The sequence below is a fragment of the Streptomyces sp. NPDC013455 genome (genome assembly GCF_040632975.1).
Classification (GTDB): Bacteria; Actinomycetota; Actinomycetes; order Streptomycetales; family Streptomycetaceae; genus Streptomyces.
Map to the genome: position 1 here is coordinate 53,097 of NZ_JBEYCX010000007.1, position 17,084 is coordinate 70,180.

The 17,084-nt window shown below is 73.0% G+C and carries 12 protein-coding genes and 1 pseudogene; 3 read left to right on the forward strand and 10 right to left on the reverse strand.

The features are described from left to right. Nucleotides 1–41: 41 nt before the first annotated feature. The 5 genes from ABZ576_RS13810 to dxr all read right to left on the reverse strand — a co-directional run bounded on the left by ABZ576_RS13810 (nucleotide 42) and on the right by dxr (nucleotide 5,589). Nucleotides 42–572, reverse strand: coding sequence for a GNAT family N-acetyltransferase (locus ABZ576_RS13810; protein ID WP_360739653.1), 531 nt, complete (start codon nucleotides 570–572; stop codon nucleotides 42–44). Between the two features lie 23 nt (nucleotides 573–595). Then, nucleotides 596–1,444, reverse strand: coding sequence for a GNAT family N-acetyltransferase (locus ABZ576_RS13815; RefSeq protein ID WP_360739655.1), 849 nt, complete (start codon nucleotides 1,442–1,444; stop codon nucleotides 596–598). 247 nt (nucleotides 1,445–1,691) lie between these two features. Next, nucleotides 1,692–2,849 carry a flavodoxin-dependent (E)-4-hydroxy-3-methylbut-2-enyl-diphosphate synthase gene (ispG, locus tag ABZ576_RS13820; RefSeq protein WP_360739656.1) on the reverse strand — a complete coding sequence of 386 codons (1,158 nt, stop codon included), beginning with the start codon at nucleotides 2,847–2,849 and terminating at the stop codon, nucleotides 1,692–1,694. Between the two features lie 170 nt (nucleotides 2,850–3,019). Further along, nucleotides 3,020–4,309, reverse strand: a complete 1,290-nt coding sequence (locus ABZ576_RS13825) for a M50 family metallopeptidase (RefSeq protein WP_360740054.1) — start codon at nucleotides 4,307–4,309, stop codon at nucleotides 3,020–3,022. 8 nt (nucleotides 4,310–4,317) lie between these two features. Then, nucleotides 4,318–5,589, reverse strand: coding sequence for a 1-deoxy-D-xylulose-5-phosphate reductoisomerase (dxr, locus tag ABZ576_RS13830; protein WP_360739657.1), 1,272 nt, complete (start codon nucleotides 5,587–5,589; stop codon nucleotides 4,318–4,320). Nucleotides 5,590–5,766: 177 nt separating this feature from the next. On the opposite strand from dxr, the gene ABZ576_RS13835 reads away from it, so the two are divergent. Next, nucleotides 5,767–6,225, forward strand: coding sequence for a lamin tail domain-containing protein (locus tag ABZ576_RS13835; protein ID WP_360739658.1), 459 nt, complete (start codon nucleotides 5,767–5,769; stop codon nucleotides 6,223–6,225). On the opposite strand, the gene ABZ576_RS13840 is transcribed toward ABZ576_RS13835, so the two are convergent. Further along, nucleotides 6,216–8,159, reverse strand: a complete 1,944-nt coding sequence (locus ABZ576_RS13840) for an acyl-CoA dehydrogenase family protein (protein WP_360739659.1) — start codon at nucleotides 8,157–8,159, stop codon at nucleotides 6,216–6,218. The genes ABZ576_RS13835 and ABZ576_RS13840 overlap by 10 nt on opposite strands. 284 nt (nucleotides 8,160–8,443) lie before the next feature. Between ABZ576_RS13840 and ABZ576_RS13845 the strand changes: the two genes are divergently transcribed. Further along, nucleotides 8,444–9,493, forward strand: a complete 1,050-nt coding sequence (locus ABZ576_RS13845) for a LacI family DNA-binding transcriptional regulator (RefSeq protein ID WP_360739660.1) — start codon at nucleotides 8,444–8,446, stop codon at nucleotides 9,491–9,493. Between the two features lie 177 nt (nucleotides 9,494–9,670). Next, on the forward strand, nucleotides 9,671–11,710 hold the full coding sequence (locus ABZ576_RS13850; protein WP_360739662.1) for a TIM-barrel domain-containing protein: 2,040 nt from the start codon (nucleotides 9,671–9,673) through the stop codon (nucleotides 11,708–11,710). Nucleotides 11,711–11,758: 48 nt separating this feature from the next. Here the strand turns inward: ABZ576_RS13850 and ABZ576_RS13855 are convergent, their stop codons facing one another. The 4 genes and pseudogenes from ABZ576_RS13855 to ABZ576_RS13870 form a co-directional block, all read right to left on the reverse strand. After that, nucleotides 11,759–12,472 carry a hypothetical protein gene (locus ABZ576_RS13855; RefSeq protein ID WP_360739664.1) on the reverse strand — a complete coding sequence of 238 codons (714 nt, stop codon included), beginning with the start codon at nucleotides 12,470–12,472 and terminating at the stop codon, nucleotides 11,759–11,761. A 35-nt stretch (nucleotides 12,473–12,507) separates the two neighbouring features. Further along, nucleotides 12,508–14,700: a glycoside hydrolase N-terminal domain-containing protein gene (locus tag ABZ576_RS13860; protein WP_360739665.1), complete on the reverse strand. Its 2,193-nt coding sequence runs from the start codon at nucleotides 14,698–14,700 to the stop codon at nucleotides 12,508–12,510. Next, nucleotides 14,697–16,667, reverse strand: a complete 1,971-nt coding sequence (locus tag ABZ576_RS13865; protein ID WP_360739666.1) for a beta-galactosidase — start codon at nucleotides 16,665–16,667, stop codon at nucleotides 14,697–14,699. The genes ABZ576_RS13860 and ABZ576_RS13865 overlap by 4 nt, the downstream gene beginning before the upstream one ends. Before the next feature lie 35 nt (nucleotides 16,668–16,702). Then, nucleotides 16,703–17,038 (reverse strand): annotated as a pseudogene (locus ABZ576_RS13870) (twin-arginine translocation signal domain-containing protein); the annotation flags it as partial. Between the last annotated feature and the right edge of the window lie 46 nt (nucleotides 17,039–17,084).

Genomic DNA, 17,084 nt, shown 5'->3' on the forward strand with positions numbered 1-17,084 from the left:
GGCAGGAGGTTAGCCGGGCGGGCTGGGCCGGTGGAAATCGGTTAGCGCCTGCGCAGGGGCAGCGGGGCGCCCATCACGGCGTACGGCCGCGGGGCGCTCGGGAAGTGGACCCGGCGGGCGAGGTCGACGTAGCCGAGGGAGTGGTAGAGGCCGCGGGCGGGGCTGTCGGTGTCGATCGCGGAGAGGATCGAGCGGGGTTCGTCGGCGGTGTCGGTGATGGTGGTGATCAGGCGCCGGCCGATGCCGCGGTTCTGGTGGTTGGGGTGGACGTGCAGCTCGGTGATGACGAAGGAGTCGTCCAGCCAGAAGTCGTTGCCGCCCGCCCGCAGGTAGGGCTCGACGACGGTGGACCACCAGTGGGTGCGGCTGTTGGGCATGCCGTAGACGAATCCGACGAGGCGTCCGCCCGCAGTCGCCCCGAAGGCCCTGGCGCCGGTGTACTGCATGTGGCGCAGGACGATCTGGCGGCGTACTGAGACCTCCTCCTGGCCCAGGCCGAACGCCAGGGCCTGGACCGCGAGGGCCTCGTCGACGTGGGCTGAGAGGTCCAAGGTGCCGATCACGAGGTCCATGCGGGGAGCGTACAGGGCCCCCCTCAGAAGAGAACGCTCATGAAGGCTCCGACCTCCTGGAACCCCACCCTGCGGTACGTCCTGCGCGCCGCCGTGTTGAAGTCGTTGACGTACAGGCTGACCACGGGGGCCACATCGGCCAGGGCGTAGCGCAGGACCGCCGCCATACCGGGGGCCGCCAGGCCGCGGCCGCGGTACTCGGGGGCCACCCAGACGCCCTGGATCTGGCAGGCATGGGAGGTGGCCGCGCCGATCTCCGCCTTGAACACGACCCTGCCCTGGTCGTCGACGCGGGCGAAGGAGCGGCCGGAGCCGACGAGTTCGGCGACCCGGGCCTGGTAGAGCAGGCCGCCGTCGCCGGCCATCGGGGAGACGCCGACCTCCTCGGTGAACATCGCCACGCACGCCGGCATGATCGTCTCCATCTCGTCCTTGCGGACGCGGCGGACGTACGGGTCGGGCGCGATGTCCGCGGGCATGCGGTCGGTGACCATCAGCGGCTGACGGGCGCGGACCTCGCGGGCCGGGCCCCAGTGCGGCTCCAGCAGCCGCCACAGCTCGGCGGTGGGTCCGGCGGGGCCGACGATGGAGGAGCAGCGGCGGCCGGCCCGGCGGGCGCGGTCGGCGAAGGCCCGGACGGCGCGCGGGGTGGCGCAGATGGGGACGAGGTTGGCGCCCGCGTAGCACAGGGACGTGAGCATGCCGTCCTCGTACCAGCCCCACATCTCGCCGCCGAGCCGCCAGGGGTCGAGGCCGGCGATCCGGACGCGGGAGGTCACGAAGGCGTTCGCGACCGGCTCGCGGTCGAGGACGGCGAGTGCCGCGTCCAGGTCACTCGGTTCGAGCACCCGTGAGGTGGTCTGGGTCAACACGTGCGGGGCCTCACCCTGGGGTTCTGCTGGTCCCCGCACTATAGCCGCGCCGCCTGTGCCGTGCGCCCTCCAGTTCGGGGGCTCCGGTCCTCGGGCGGCCGCCGGTCGTGCGTGGCCGCCGGTCGTGCGTGGCCGCCGGTCGTGCGTGGCCGCCGGTCGGGCGAGGCCGCCGGTCGGGCGAGGCCGCCGGCGGCCCGGCCGCGGGCCGGCGCGGGGCCGGGGTGCGGCCCCGCCGGGGCCGGAAGGCTCAGCCCGCCACCGACACCGACGGCTCGCCGGAGGTCACGCCGTCCTTCTCCATCTGCTCGGCCAGCTTCATGGCCTCCTCGATGAGGGTCTCCACGATCTTGGACTCGGGGACGGTCTTGATGACCTCGCCCTTGACGAAGATCTGGCCCTTGCCGTTGCCGGAGGCGACGCCGAGGTCGGCCTCGCGGGCCTCGCCGGGGCCGTTGACGACGCAGCCCATGACGGCGACGCGCAGCGGGACCTCCATGCCGGTCAGGCCGGCGGTGACCTCTTCGGCGAGCTTGTAGACGTCGACCTGGGCGCGGCCGCAGGAGGGGCAGGAGACGATCTCCAGGCCGCGCTGGCGCAGGTTCAGCGACTCCAGGATCTGGATGCCGACCTTGACCTCCTCGGCGGGCGGGGCCGACAGGGAGACGCGGATGGTGTCGCCGATGCCCTGGGAGAGCAGGGCGCCGAAGGCGACGGCCGACTTGATCGTGCCCTGGAAGGCCGGGCCGGCCTCGGTGACGCCGAGGTGGAGGGGGTAGTCGCACTGCTCGGCGAGCTGGCGGTAGGCCTCGATCATCACGACCGGGTCGTTGTGCTTGACGGAGATCTTGATGTCGCGGAAGTCGTGCTCCTCGAAGAGGGAGGCCTCCCACAGGGCGGACTCGACCAGGGCCTCCGGGGTGGCCTTGCCGTACTTCTGGAGCAGGCGCCGGTCGAGGGAGCCGGCGTTGACGCCGATGCGGATCGGGGTGCCGTGGTCCTTGGCGGCCCGCGCGATCTCCTTGACCTTGTCGTCGAACTGCTTGATGTTGCCGGGGTTGACGCGGACGGCGGCGCAGCCGGCCTCGATGGCGGCGAAGACGTACTTGGGCTGGAAGTGGATGTCCGCGATCACCGGGATCTGGGACTTGCGCGCGATGGTGGCGAGGGCGTCGGCGTCGTCCTGGGTGGGGCAGGCGACGCGGACGATCTGGCAGCCGGACGCGGTCAGCTCGGCGATCTGCTGCAGGGTGGCGCCGATGTCCGAGGTGCGGGTCGTGGTCATCGACTGGACCGAGACGGGCGCGTCTCCGCCGACCGCCACGGTTCCGACCTGGATCTGCCGGCTCTTGCGGCGCTCGGCGAGCTTGGTCGGAACGGACGGCATGCCGAGAGAAATCGCAGTCATCTGCTGTGCAACCCCAAGTCGTGGATCAAGGCCGGTCCCGTTCAGCGGCGGGCTCCAGGCTTCGAGATTACGGCACCGGCGCGGGCCTCAGCACATCCCACCCGGAAACCCACCCGATGGAAGGCGGCCCGGAACCGCGGGGTTCCGGGCCGCTCGGGGAGGTCGGGCGGCTAGGAGATCCGCACCGGGTTGACCACGTCCGCGATCAGCACCAGGAGGGTGAAGCAGACGAAGATCCCGGCCACCACGTACGCCACCGGCATCAGCTTGGCGACGTCGAACGGGCCGGGGTCGGGCCGGCGCAGCACCCGGGCCACGTTCCGCCGCAGCGACTCCCACAGGGCGCCCGCGATGTGCCCGCCGTCGAGCGGGAGCAGCGGGAGCATGTTGAACAGGAAGAGGGAGAGGTTGAAGCCGGCGAGGACGAACACGAACATGGCCACCTGCTGCGAGGCGGGGATGTCCAGGGTGGCGATCTCGCCGGTGACCCGGGCGGCGCCGACGATGCCCACCGGGGAGTCCGGCTCGCGCGGGCCGTCGCCGAAGGCCGCGTCCCACAGGGCCGGGATCTTGCCGGGCAGCGCGACGAGGGAGTCGACGGCGTCGGTGACCCGGTCGCCCATCCAGGTGACCGAGTCGTCGAGGTCCAGCCGCTCGACGCCGTGGGCGGCGCTGAAGCCGAGGAAGCCGGCCTTGACGTAGCCCTTCTCGTAGTTGCCGTTGGCGTCCTTCTTGGCGACCAGGTTCTCCGCGATGTGCGCGTGCAGGGTCAGTTCCCGGCCCTCGCGGTCGACCACGATCGTCACGTTCCGGCCGGCGCTGTCGCGGATGAGGTCCGAGAGCGTGTTCCAGTCCTCGGTCGGCCTGCCGTCGAAGGAGACGATCCGGTCGCCCGCCTTCATGCCGGCCTCCGCGGCCGGGGACGCCGGGTCGGACTTCGCGCACGTGTCGCGCTTCTCGCTCTGGGCGATGACGCAGGGCGAGACGGACTCGACGGACGTGGTCTGCTGCTGGACGCCGAAGCCCATCAGGTAGACGAGGAACAGGCCGATCGCGAGCACCAGGTTCATGAAGGGGCCCGCGAACATGACGATGACGCGCTTCCACGGCCTGCGCGTGTAGAACATGCGCGTCTCGTCGCCCGGCCTGAGCTCCTCGAAGGCGGCCGAGCGGGCGTCCTCGATCATGCCGCGCCACGGTGACGTCGAGCGGGCGGTGACCCGGCCGGCGTCGTCGGGCGGGAACATGCCGATCATGCGGATGTAGCCGCCCAGCGGAATGGCCTTGATGCCGTACTCGGTCTCGCCCTTCGTCCGCGACCAGATGGTCGGGCCGAAGCCGACCATGTACTGCGGGACGCGGATGCCGAAGAGCTTGGCCGTGGACAGGTGCCCCAGCTCGTGCCACGCGATCGAGACGAGCAGGCCCACCGCGAAGACCACTATGCCGAGGATGAACATCAAGGTCGTCATGCACGCGCCTCCGCGGTCGCCGTCGTGGCTGTGAGTTCGCGGGCCCGGGCCCTGGCCCAGGTCTCCGCTTCGAGGACGTCCGACACCGTGAGCGAGGTTCCCGTGACCGGGGTGCCGTGCTCCTCGACCACCCGGGTGACGGTCTCCATGATCCCGTTGAAGGGCAGCGCGCCGCTCAGGAAGGCCGCGACGCACTCCTCGTTGGCGGCATTGAACACCGCCGGGGCCGTGCCCGCGAGCCGCCCCACGTGCCGGGCGAGGTCCACCGAGGGGAACGCCTCGTTGTCCAGCGGGAAGAACTCCCAGGTGGAGGCGGTGCTCCAGTCGAAGGCGGGGGCCGCGTCCGGGACGCGTTCGGGCCAGCCCAGACCGATGGCGATCGGCCCGCGCATGTCGGGGGGCGTCGCCTGGGCGATGGTGGATCCGTCGGTGAACTCGATCATCGAGTGGACATACGACTGGGGATGCACGACCACCTCGATGCGGTCGAAGGGGATGTCGTAGAGGAGGTGCGCCTCGATGACCTCCAGTCCCTTGTTGACGAGCGTCGCCGAGTTGACCGTGATCACCGGGCCCATCGCCCAGGTGGGGTGGGCGAGGGCGTCCCCGACGGTGACGTGCGCGAGCTCGTCCCTGGTCCGGCCGCGGAAGGGGCCGCCGGAGGCGGTGACGACGAGCTTGCGCACGTCGGCGCGGGTGCCGGCGGCGAGCGCCTGGAAGAGGGCCGCGTGCTCGGAGTCGACCGGGATGATCTGGCCCGGCTCGGCGAGCGCGGTGACCAGCGGGCCGCCGACGATCAGCGACTCCTTGTTGGCGAGCGCGAGGGTGCGGCCGGCTTCCAGGGCGGCGAGGGTCGGAGCGAGGCCGATGGAGCCGGTGATGCCGTTGAGCACGGTGTGGCAGTCGGAGGCGGCGACCTGGGTGGCCGCGCCGGGCCCGGCGAGGATCTCGGGCAGCGGCTCGGCGCCGCCGTACTCGGCACGGAGCGCCTCGCGCAGCGCGGGCACGACGTCCTCGCGGGCGACCGCCACGGTCCGTACCCGCAGCCGGTGCGCCTGCTCGGCGAGGAGGGCCACCCGGCCGCCGTTCGCGGACAGGGCGGTGACCCGGAAGCGGTCGGGGTTGCGCAGCACGAGGTCGATGGCCTGGGTGCCGATGGATCCGGTGGAGCCGAGGATCACCACGTCCTTGGGGCCGTCCCCGGGGGCGGGGTCGTAGACGAGGTGCGGGTCGGCGAGGGGTGCCGGACGGGCGGGACTGTCGGTCATCCCCCCATTGTCGCCGCACGCGGCAACGCCTGGGACAGTGCGTCCCTCGGCCGGGTGGAACGACGGCTTTCGTCGTTCGATGGAGCGGTTTTCCCGTTGTGAAGTCACCGTGAAGATCATGTGATAGCAATGCATTCCGCACGACTTCGCGGACGACATCCTTGGGGGGATCTCTCCATGCGTATTGCGCGCCTTCGCGCCGCCCTGCCCGCCCTCGCCGGCGCGGCCCTGCTCACCGGCACCCTGCTCAGCACACCGGCCGAGGCCGCCGGGGGCGTACGGATCCACCACGTGTGGTTCGACAGCCCCGGCACGGACAACCGCTCCAACAAGAGCCTGAACGCCGAGTGGGTGCAGCTGAAGAACACCAGCGGTTCGGCCGTCTCGCTCAAGGGCTGGGTGCTGAAGGACGCCGCCGGCCACAAGTACGTCTTCCCGGGCGTCAAGCTCGGCGCCGGGAAGTACCTGAAGGTGCGCACCGGCAGCGGCTCGGACACCGCGTCGGACAAGTACCAGGACCGCCGTGCCTACGTCTGGAACAACGACAAGGACACGGCCACGCTGACCAAGGCGAGCGGCACCAAGGTCGACACCTGCTCCTGGACGACGCGGGACCCGAGCGACACCTACTGCTGACCCCCGAAGGGACGGCGGGCGTTTTCGCGGGTCGTGGCGCCGGGGTTCGCGTCGGCGATCCACGGCCCCTCGCCCGAGGGGTCGAGGACGCCCTCCTCCAGCCAGGTGTAGGCCCCGCCGAGGACGCCCTGGACCACCTTGCGGTCCAGGTCGTCGGTGTTGTTCCACAGCCGGGTGAAGAGTTCCTCCACCCGGATGCGGGCCTGGCGGCAGAAGGCGTCGGCGAGCTGGTACGCCTCCCGGCCGTGGCCGCCCTCGGCGCGCAGCCGCTCGGCGCGGACGCAGGCCGCGCTCATCGCGAACAGTTCGGCGCCGATGTCCACGATCCGGCCGAGGAAGCCCTGCTTGGTCTCCATCCGGCCCTGCCAGCGGGACATGGCGTAGAAGGTGGACCGGGCCAGCTTGCGGGCGGTGCGCTCGACGTAGCGCAGATGGCCGGAGAGGTCGACGCCGTGCCGGAACTCCCCGTAGGACGTGGGCAGCTGGCCCGGACCGGCGACCAGTTTCGGCAGCCACTTGGCGTAGAAGACGCCCGCGCCCACGCCCGCCCTCGCCTTGTCGGAGAGGGACTTGTCCGGGTCGATGAGGTCGCCGGCGACCGACAGGTGGGCGTCCACGGCCTCCCGCGCGATCAGCAGGTGCATGATCTCCGTCGAGCCCTCGAAGATGCGGTTGATGCGCAGGTCGCGCAGGATCTGCTCGGCCGGCACCGCGCGCTCGCCGCGCGCCCGCAGCGACTCGGCCGTCTCGTACCCGCGCCCGCCGCGGATCTGGACCAGTTCGTCGGCCATCAGCCAGGCCATCTCCGAGCCGTAGAGCTTGGCGAGGGCGGCCTCGATGCGGATGTCGTTGCGGTCCTCGTCGGCCATCTGCGAGGAGAGGTCGAGGACGGCCTCCAGGGCGAAGGTGGTGGCCGCGATGAAGCTGATCTTCGATCCGACGGCCTCGTGCAGCGCGACCGGCTTGCCCCACTGCTCGCGTTCGGCCGCCCACTCGCGGGCGATCTTCAGACACCACTTGCCGGCGCCGGCGCACATCGCGGGCAGCGAGAGCCGGCCGGTGTTGAGGGTGGTGAGGGCGATCTTCAGGCCGGCGCCCTCGGGGCCGATCCGGTGGGCGGCCGGGACCCGCACCCGGTGGAAGCGGGTGACGCCGTTCTCGATGCCGCGCAGCCCCATGAAGGCGTTGCGGTTCTCCACGGTGACGCCCTCGCTGGTCGCCTCCACCACGAACGCGGTGATGCCGCCCTTGTGCCCCTCGGACTTCGGCACCCGGGCCATGACGACGAGCAGGTCGGCGACCACCCCGTTGGTGGTCCACAGTTTCACCCCGTCGAGGACGTAGGTGTCGCCGTCGGGTACGGCGGTGGTGGCCAGGCGGGCCGGGTCGGAGCCGACGTCCGGCTCGGTGAGCAGGAAGGCGGAGATGTCGGTGCGCGCGCAGCGGGGCAGGAAGGCGTCCTTCTGCTCCTGGGTGCCGAAGAGTTTCAGCGGCTGCGGGACGCCGATCGACTGGTGGGCGGAGAGCAGCGCGCCGACGGCGGGGCTGACGGAGCCGACCAGGGCGAGAGCCTTGTTGTAGTACAGCTGGCTGAGGCCGAGGCCGCCGTACTTGGGGTCGATCTTCATGCCGAGGGCGCCGAGTTCCTTCAGGCCGGCCACGACCTCGTCGGGGATGCGGGCCTCGCGCTCGATGCGGGCCGGGTCGACGACCGTCTCGCAGAAGGCGCGCAGCTTCGCCAGGAACTCCTCGCCGCGCCTCACCGACTCCTCGTCGGGGAGCGGGTGGGGGTGGATGAGGTCGAGCCGGAAGCGCCCGAGGAAGAGCTCCTTGGCGAAGCTCGGCTTGTGCCAGTCCTGCTGCCGGGCGGCCTCCGCCACCTGGCGGGCCTCGCGCTCGGTCACGGTGGTGCGTGGGGTGGTGGTGGCGGACATGGAGGCTCACCTCGTCGCGAAAGGGGACGACTGGGGACCGTTCGTTACCGACCAGTGCTACTGGATCGTTGGTACCCGAAACGGGCCGCCCCCACCACCCCTCGCGCGTCCGAACGGCCGATACGGTGCCCGGGGGCCCGGCCGCCGGAGCGCGGAAGGTGTATCGAAGCGCTTCGACAGCCTATGGACACCCACCCGCGCTGAAGCTAGTGTCAATCACACCCTCACTCGCCGTTGTCCGCCACGCGCACTGTCGAAGCGCTTCACAAAGCTTGGAGAGCTGGATGGTCACCCTCGCCGAGGTCGCCCAGCACGCCGGAGTCTCGGCGAGCACGGTGAGCTATGTCCTCAGCGGCAAGCGGTCCATCTCCGCGACCACCCGGCAGCGGGTCGAGCAGAGCATCCGGGAACTGGGCTACCACCCGAACGCGGGCGCCCGGGCCCTGGCCGGCAAGCGGTCGAACATCATCGCGCTGATGATCCCGCTGCGCACCGACATGTACGTGCCGGTGATGATGGAGATCGCCATCGCGGTGGCCACCACGGCCCGCACCCACGGGTACGACGTCCTGCTGCTCACCGGCGAGGAGGGCCCCGAGGCGGTGCGCCGGGTCACCGGCAGCGGCCTGGCCGACGCGATGATCCTCATGGACGTGGAGCTGGAGGACGAGCGGCTGCCGCTGCTGCGCGGCGGGGATGCCTCCGCTCCGGCGCAGCCGGGAGCGGGCGCGGACCAGCCCTCCGTCCTGATCGGTCTGCCGGCCGACACGACGGGCCTGACCTGCGTGGACCTGGACTGGACGGCGACCGGCGCACTGTGTGTGGAGCACCTCGCGGGGCTCGGCCACCGCGATGTCGCCGTCATCGGCGAGGCCCCGGCGGTCTACGAGCGGCACACCGGCTTCGCCGAGCGCACGCTCGACGGGCTGCGCTCCCGGGCCCGGGAGACGGGTGTCCGGCTGCTGCACCGGCCGTGCGAGGGCGGGTACGACGCGATGGCCCGCACCCTGGCCCGGATCTTCGACGAGCGCCCGGCGACGACCGGCTTCGTGGTGCAGAACGAGTCGGCGGTGGAGCCGCTGCTCGCGCTGCTGCGCCAGCAGGGCCGCGCCGTGCCCGAGGACGTGTCCGTGGTCGCGGTCTGCCCCGACCAGGTCGCCGTCCAGGCGTCGGTGCGGCTGACCTCGGTCGCCATCCCGGCCCAGGAGATGGGCCGGCGCGCCGTGGAACACCTGGTGGCCAAGCTGGACGGGCGGGGCGGCGACGAGGTCGTGCTGCTCGCGCCCGAACTGACGGTCCGGGCGAGTTCGGGACCGGCACCGGCCGCCTCCTGACACGCGCCCCGCTCTCCCCGCCGCACCGACGACTCCCCGCGCCCCGCTCACCCCGCTCCCCCACCGCACCCGGTTCTCCCGCGTGCCCCGCACCGCCGGGGCGGGCCTCCTCCTGCCGTGTCCCCGCCCGCACTCGCCCGCCGTGTCCCTGCCCGCACTCCTTCCTCAGGAGCCGCCGTGAATCAGCCTGCCGCCGTACAGCCCAAGGTCAGTCTCGCGCAGTCCTCCCCCACCGTCGGCACGTTCCGGGAGCGGGACGGGGCGCTGGAGTGGAGCGGCCGTCAGGAGACGGTGCGGATCGAGCCGTGGGGTCCGGACGCGGTCCGGGTGCGGGCCCGGCTGGGCGGCCCGGTGCTGGACGGGCTGCCGGGCGCGCTGCTCCCCTCTCCCCCGCCCGCCGGGGCCACCATCGCGATCGGCGCCGGGGAAGGCCGGCTGACCGTCGGCGCGCTGACCGTCGAGGTGTCCGCCGAGGGGCTGGTCCGCTTCGTGCGCACGGCCGACGGGAGCGAGCTGCTCGCCGAGGACCGGGCCCACTTCTGGTGGCCGGGCCCGCGCCTGTACACGGCGGTCGGCGGCGGCCACCACCGGCTGGAGCAGCGGTTCGCCGCCTACGAGGGCGAGCAGCTGTACGGCCTGGGCCAGCACCAGCACGGCCGGCTGGACCAGAAGGGCCTGGTGCTCGACCTGGTGCAGCGCAACGCCGAGGTGAGCATCCCGGTACTGGTGTCCAGCCGGGGCTACACGCTGCTGTGGAACAACCCGGCGATCGGCCGGGTGGAGCTGGCCGGCAACGGCACCCGGTGGGTGGCGGACTCCGCCCGGCAGATCGACTACTGGATCACGGCGGGCACCCCGGCCGACGGCCAGCGCGCCTACACGGCGGTGACCGGGCGTTCGCCGATGCTGCCCGAGTGGGCGGCGGGCTTCTGGCAGTGCAAGCTGCGCTACCGCACCCAAAACGAACTCCTCGCCGTGGCACGGGAGTACAAGCGCCGGGGGCTGCCCCTGTCGGCGATCGTCTGCGACTTCTTCCACTGGACCCACCTCGGGGAATGGAAGTTCGACCCCAAGGAGTGGCCGGACCCGGCGGCGATGGTCGGGGAGCTGGCGGAACTGGGCGTCAAGCTGGTCGTCTCGGTGTGGCCCTCGGTGTCCCCGCTCTCGGAGAACCACGCGGTGATGGAGCAGCGCGGGTACTTCATCGGCACCCAGTACGGTCCGCTGGCGCACGCCGACTGGCCGGACAAGGAGGTCGCCTCGACCGTCCAGGTGGCGTTCTACGACGCGACGAACCCGGACGCCCGGGAGTTCGTGTGGTCCCGGGTCCGCGACAACTACGTGGTCCCGTACGGCATCACGGCCTTCTGGCTGGACGCCTGCGAGCCCGAGCTGAAGCCCGGCTTCCAGGAGAACCTGCGCTACTGGGCGGGCCCCGGCCAGGAGGTCGGCAACCTCTACCCGGCCGAGAACGCCCGCGCCTTCCACGAGGGCCTGCGGGCGCGGGGCGAGGAGGTCATCACCCTCAACCGGTCGGCGTGGGCGGGCAGCCAGCGCTACGGTGCCGCGCTGTGGTCGGGTGACATCGGCACCGACTTCGCGACGCTGCGCCGGCAGATCGCGGCCGGCCTCAACACCGCGCTGTCCGGCATCCCCTGGTGGAACACCGACATCGGCGGTTTCCACGGCGGCGACCCGGACGACCCGGCCTACCGGGAGGTGATGGTCCGCTGGTTCCAGTTCGGCGCGCTGTCCCCGCTGATGCGGCTGCACGGCTTCCGCGACCCGGGCATGCCGCTGGGCCCGGACATGACCGGCGGCCCGAACGAGGTGTGGTCCTACGGCGAGGAGGCCGGCGCGATCCTGGAGCGGTACCTGCGCCTGCGCGAGCGGCTGCGGCCGTACGTCCTCACGGTCATGCGGGAGGCCCACGAGGAGGGGCTGCCGGTGCTGCGCCCGCTGTTCCTGGAGTTCCCGGACGACCAGGCCGCCTGGTCGGTGGACGACGCCTACCTCTTCGGCCGGGATCTGCTGGTCGCCCCGGTGCTCACGGCGGGCGCCACGGCCCGGACGACGTACCTGCCGGCGGGCGCGCGCTGGACGGACGCCTGGACGGGGGTGACGTACCAGGGCGGTACGGCGGTGACGGTGGAGGCTCCGCTGGAGCGCATCCCGCTGTTCCTGCGGGACGGGGCCCGGCTGCCGATCGCCGAGTAGGCGGGCCGGAGGGGCCGGCCCCCGTGCGGGGGCCGGCCCGGCCGGCGCTCAGCCGCCGCTGACGGTCAGGTTGTCGGTGGTAAAGTCCAGGCCGCCGGAGGACGAGGTGATCTCGTAGCCGAACTGGACGTCCCCGACGGTCTCGTTGCCGAACCAGCGCTTGGTGTCCTTGATCCACTTCAGGATCGGCAGGATGTCGACCGTGCCGGAGCGGGAGTTGGAGGTGCGGACGAAGGAGAACACCTCGTTCGCGCCGTTGTTTCCCTTGTACACGGTCCAGGTGTGGCCGCCCAGCGTCACGTTGCCCTGCGAGGTGCCGAGGGGCCCGACGGCTCCGGTCCTGTTGACCCAGAGCATGATCTCGTAGTCGTAGTCGGTGTCCCAGATGTCGTACGAGGTGTTGTACGCGCCGGACGACGGGACGGTGACGCTGTAGCTGCTGGTCAGCTTGGACAGCGAGGTGATCGGCTTGTTGATCACCTTCTTGGCGTTGGGGTAGGACTTGATGCCGCCGGTGTTCGGGTGGTCCGCCCGGACGCCCCACCTGGTGCCGGAGTCGGCCCAGACGCACTGGCTGCCGGCGCCGGATCCCCAGATGTTGTTGTAGAGGGTGTAGCCGTTCAGGGTGGTGTTGCCCCACTGGTCGCAGGAGCTCCAGACGGCGGCGGAGGCGGGCGCGGAGGCGAGACCGACGGTGGCGCCGAGCGCGAGGGTGGGGGCGATCAGGGCCTTGGCGACCCTGCCCAGGGTGTTCGTTGCCATGGTGTCCCTTCCATGGGTGGGGGGAGTTCCTCCGGTCACCGCGCCCCCAGGACGAGGACGCGGTCTTCTCCGGCGACGAGGTCGAGCGGCTCGGCGCCGGCGGAAGTCCGCAGTTCGACCCGGTGGGTGCGGCGCGGCCGTACGACCGCGCGGGCGCCGTCCGGGTCCCAGGCGAGGTCGATCTCCGCGCCGAACCGGGTGCGCACCCCGCGCAGCTCGCCGCGCGGGCACAGGTCCGGGACGGCGGGCAGCAGCACCAGGCGGTCCGGGGTGGACTGGACGAGCGCCTCGATGAGCACGCCGGGCAGGGTGTGCGCCGCGTCCGCGTTGTAGACGCTGCGCCGCGGGTAGTGCGCGCTCATCAGGGAGGCGTGGAAGAAGTCGCCGGCGAGCACCCGGCGCAGGGCCCGGGCGGTGCGCCCCGCGTCCCCGAGTCGGGCGGCGACCAGGGCCTGGTGCAGGTGTCCGTGGGCGGAGTCGTTCCCGCTGCCGCGCAGGGCGAGCGCCCGGTGCGCGGCGGCGGCGAGCCGCGGGGTGTCGTAGGGGGTGATCTCGTCCAGCGGCCAGACGCCGTACAGATGGCTGAGGTGGCGGTGGTCGTAGGTGTCGTCGAGCCCGGGCCAGGCCCATTCGGCCAGGGCGCCGTCGGCGTTGGTCCGGTGCGGGGGCAGCCGGTCCGCGAGCGCCCGCCACCGGTCGGCGTGGCGGGGGTGGTAGCGGGCGGCGGTGCGCAGGGTGTGGCGGGCCGCGGAGAGGTCCATGGCCGCGTTGACCGCTCCCCAGCCGCCGTTCGCCGGGCGGTTCTCGGGCGAGTAGGAGGGCACGACGACCAGGTGGCCGTCCGCGTCGGTGCGGGTGAGGAAGTCCTCGTAGAAGAGGGCCGCCTCGGCGAGGGCGGCGGCGGTGCGCGGGTCGCGCCCGCCGTGGATCTCGTCGTGGTCGACCAGCGGCTTGAGCAGCCAGTCGGCGCCGGCGGTCCACAGGTGCAGCGGGTACTCGCGGCTGAAGTGGTACGTCAGCCCGGACTCGCCGTCGGTGTGCGAGGGCGCGACGGCGCCCCGGGTGCCGAAGATCGCGCGGGCGTTGGCCCGCCAGTCGGGCAGCTGCCGCTCGACCAGCGCGGCCAGCGCCTCGGTGACCTCGGGCAGCGCGGCGGCGGGCGCGGCGGCGGTCTGCAGGTTGAGGTTGGCGTTCGTGGTGAACGCGCCCGACCAGGCGGTGTCCCAGTCGCCGGTCCACAGTCCGGTCAGCCGCGGCGGGTTGAGGCCGCTGCTGGACAGCAGGTGGTAGCGGCCGGCGGCGAAGAGCCGCTCCAGCAGGGCCGGGCCGGGCGGGCGCCGGAGCAGCTCCGAGCCGGGCAGGGCCCGCTCGGCCGGGTCGGCGCCGAGGTCGAGCACGACCCGCAGGTAGGCGGTGCGGTGCCGGTCCAGATGGCGGGCCAGGAGGGCGTCGTAGGGCCGCTGGGTGCCGTCGAGGAGGCCCTGGAGCAGCCGGGTCTCGGCCAGCACGTCCGCCTCGCCGGTGTGCCGGCGCACCCGGGTGAGCAGCAGCACCGAACGGGCGCCGGTGATCCGGACGCCGGGCGGGACGAGTTCCCTGCGGCCGCCGGTGACGGCGACGAGGGTGACGCCGGTGTACGCGCGGTCGCCGTCCGGGTAGCGGGCGCGCAGGCTCAGCACCGCGCCCTCGGGGACCAGCAGCCCGCCGTGGCCGACCCGCAGCCGGGCCGGGGCGCCCGGCAGCCGGTGGTCCAGGCCGATGTCCAGGTCGCCCCCGGTGACCTCGTGCACGATCACGTCGTCCGCGCGGGAGACGAAGACGCGGCTGACCGCGCCGGCGCGGGCCGCCGTGGCCTCGCCGGTGGTGAAGTCGACGGCACGGCGCGGGTGCGGCCCGCCGCCCGCGGCGCGGCGGACGCGTACCCGGAAGGCCGGGTGGAAGGGCTGCACCCACTGGAGCGGGCGGCCGTCGGTGAAGCGCTCGGCGGCGGTGAGGTCGCCGGCGAGCAGCCGGTCCTGGACCGCCGGGAGCCGGGCGGCCAGCCGGGGCGGGCGGGCGTGCTCGCCGCCGTTGGGGCGGACCAGGGTGTGATGGGTGACGACGACCCGTTCGTCGTCCGGGTCGCCGGACACCAGGACGCCGTGGTGGCCGTTCCCGCTCAGGAAGGCGTCCTCCCAGCGCGCGGCCGGCGCCGGCTCCCAGGTGCCGTGGACCGGGGTCCGGCTCATGACCGCAGCACCGCCACGCCGTACCGGCCGAGGGTGACCGTGTCCGTGACCGTGCTCGCGCCGAGCAGTTCGCGGTGGGTGCCCGGGACCCGGACGGTGACCGGCTCGCGGCCGTGGTTCAGCAGGAACAGCAGCTCCCCGCGGCGCACCGCCTCCACGCCCGCCGGTAGCCCGTCCAGCACCGGCCGCACCCCGGCGTCGGCGGCGATGCCGGCCAGCAGGGCGCGCAGCGCCTCCGGTTCGGGGAGCGTGGAGACGTACCAGGCGCGGCCCCGGCGCAGCACGGCGGGCAGCCCGTCCAGCTCACCGCCCTGGTACGGCACCGTCTCGGCGGCCCCGGGCACCGGCTCGATCTCCTCCGACCACAGCGTGCCGCGAAAGCCCGCGCACGCCACGGTCTCCCCGGCCGGCAGCGGCCACCACTCGTGCAGGGTGCGGATGCCGAACAGCTCGCGCAGCCGGGCGTCCATGCCGCCGGCCCGGATCCGGTCGTCGCCGTCGGCGACGCCGGTGAGGAAGCCGCAGACCAGGGTGCCGCCGCCGCGGACGTACCCGAGGAGGTTGTCGACGGCGGTGTCGGTGAGCAGGTACAGCTGCGGCGCGACGACGAGCCGGTAGCGGGACAGGTCGTGTTCCGGGTGGGCGAAGTCGGTGGTGAGATGGGCCTCCCACAGCGCCCGGTGCCAGGCGGTGAGGAGCTCCGGCAGGTCCACGAGGGTCGACGGCCGGCCTGCGTGGTCGCCGGCCCACCAGGAGTGCCAGTCGTGCAGCACCGCGATGTCGGCGGTGGTCCTCCCGCCCGCCACCTGGTCTCCCAGCCGGGCGAGTTCGGCGCCGATCACCTCGATCTCCCGGAAGGTGCGCCCCTGCTCCCCCGCGTGCGAGACCATCCCGGAGTGGAACTTCTCGGCGCCCTGCCGGGACTGGCGCCACTGGAAGTAGCAGACGGCGTCGGCGCCACGGGCGACGGCCTGGAAGGACCACAGGCGGTTGAGGCCGCGCGGCTTGGGGCGGTTCACCCCGCGCCAGTTGACCGGACCGGCCGCCTGTTCCATCAGCATCCACGGTCCGCGCGCCTGCGAGCGGGTCAGGTCCTGCACGAGCGCGCCGCGCTGCGCGCCCAGCGGGTCGCTCGGGTCGGGGTAGAGGTCGACGGAGACGACGTCCTCCTCCAGGGCCCAGCGCCAGCCGTCCTGCCCGGTCCACAGCGGCATGAAGTTGGTGGTGACGGGGACGTGCGGGCTGTGCCGGCGGACGATGTCCCGCTCGGCGGTGAAGCACTCCAGGAGCATGTCGGAGGTGAACCGCCGGAAGTCCAGCACCTGCGTGGGGTTGTTCAGGTAGTGGGCGCGGCGGGGCGGCAGGACGCCGTCCCAGGTGTCGTACCCCTGGCTCCAGAAGGCGGTGCCCCAGGCGGAGTTGAGGGCGTCGAGGCTGCCGTACCTGGCGCGCAGCCAGCGGCGGAAGGCGGCGGCGGCCTCGTCGCCGTAGTCGAAGGTGCAGTACTCGTTGTTGATGTGCCACATGGTGAGGGCCGGGTGGCTGCCGTAGCGGGCGGCCAGGTCCTCGGTGATGGCGGCGGCGTGCCGGCGGTAGGTGGTGCTGGAGTGCGAGAAGTGCTGCCGGCCGCCCCACCATTCGACGTGGCCGTCGGCGTCCCGGGGCAGGGTGTCCGGGTGCAGCCGGCCCATCCAGGGCGGCGGGGACGAGGTGGGCGTGGCGAGGACGACGCCGATGCCGTGGTCGTGCAGGAGGTCCATCAGCCGGTCCAGGCGGCCGAACTCCCGCGCACCGGGGACGGGTTCGAGTTCCGACCAGGCGAAGACACCGAGGGTGACGGAGTTGACGCGGGCCCGCTTCATCAGCCGGACGTCCTCCCGCCAGGTCTCCTCCGGCCACTGCTCGGGGTTGTAGTCGCCGCCGAAGAGGACGCGGCCCCGGGTGGCGTCGGCGAGGGCCGGCCTCACGCGGCCTCCCCGTACCGGATGCCCCGCCCGTTGGCGGCGAGGTGGACCCGGCCGTGGACGCGCGGGTCACCGGTGACGGCCTCCACGCCGAGGAGGTTCCAGTCGTCCCGGCCGAGGTGGCCGGTGAGGGCGGTCCAGCGGGCGGTGTCCTGGTCCCGGCGGCAGCCGCCGGTGTCCGTGCGGGCGTAGGCCGGGTGCGCGGTGGCGGGGTGGAAGAGGATGCCGGTGACGAAGCCGGTGCCGCCGATCACCGCGGTGCGCCGGCGGTACGGGCGCGGCCCGGCCGGGGCCGCGTGTGCGGGGGTGGGGAGGCAGGCGAGTGCGGCGGCCGCGGCCGCCGTGCCGGCGAGGACGGTCCTGCGGGTGGGCATGGTGGGTACCTCTGGTGTCTTGGTGTGGTGGTCCGGTGCCGGTGCT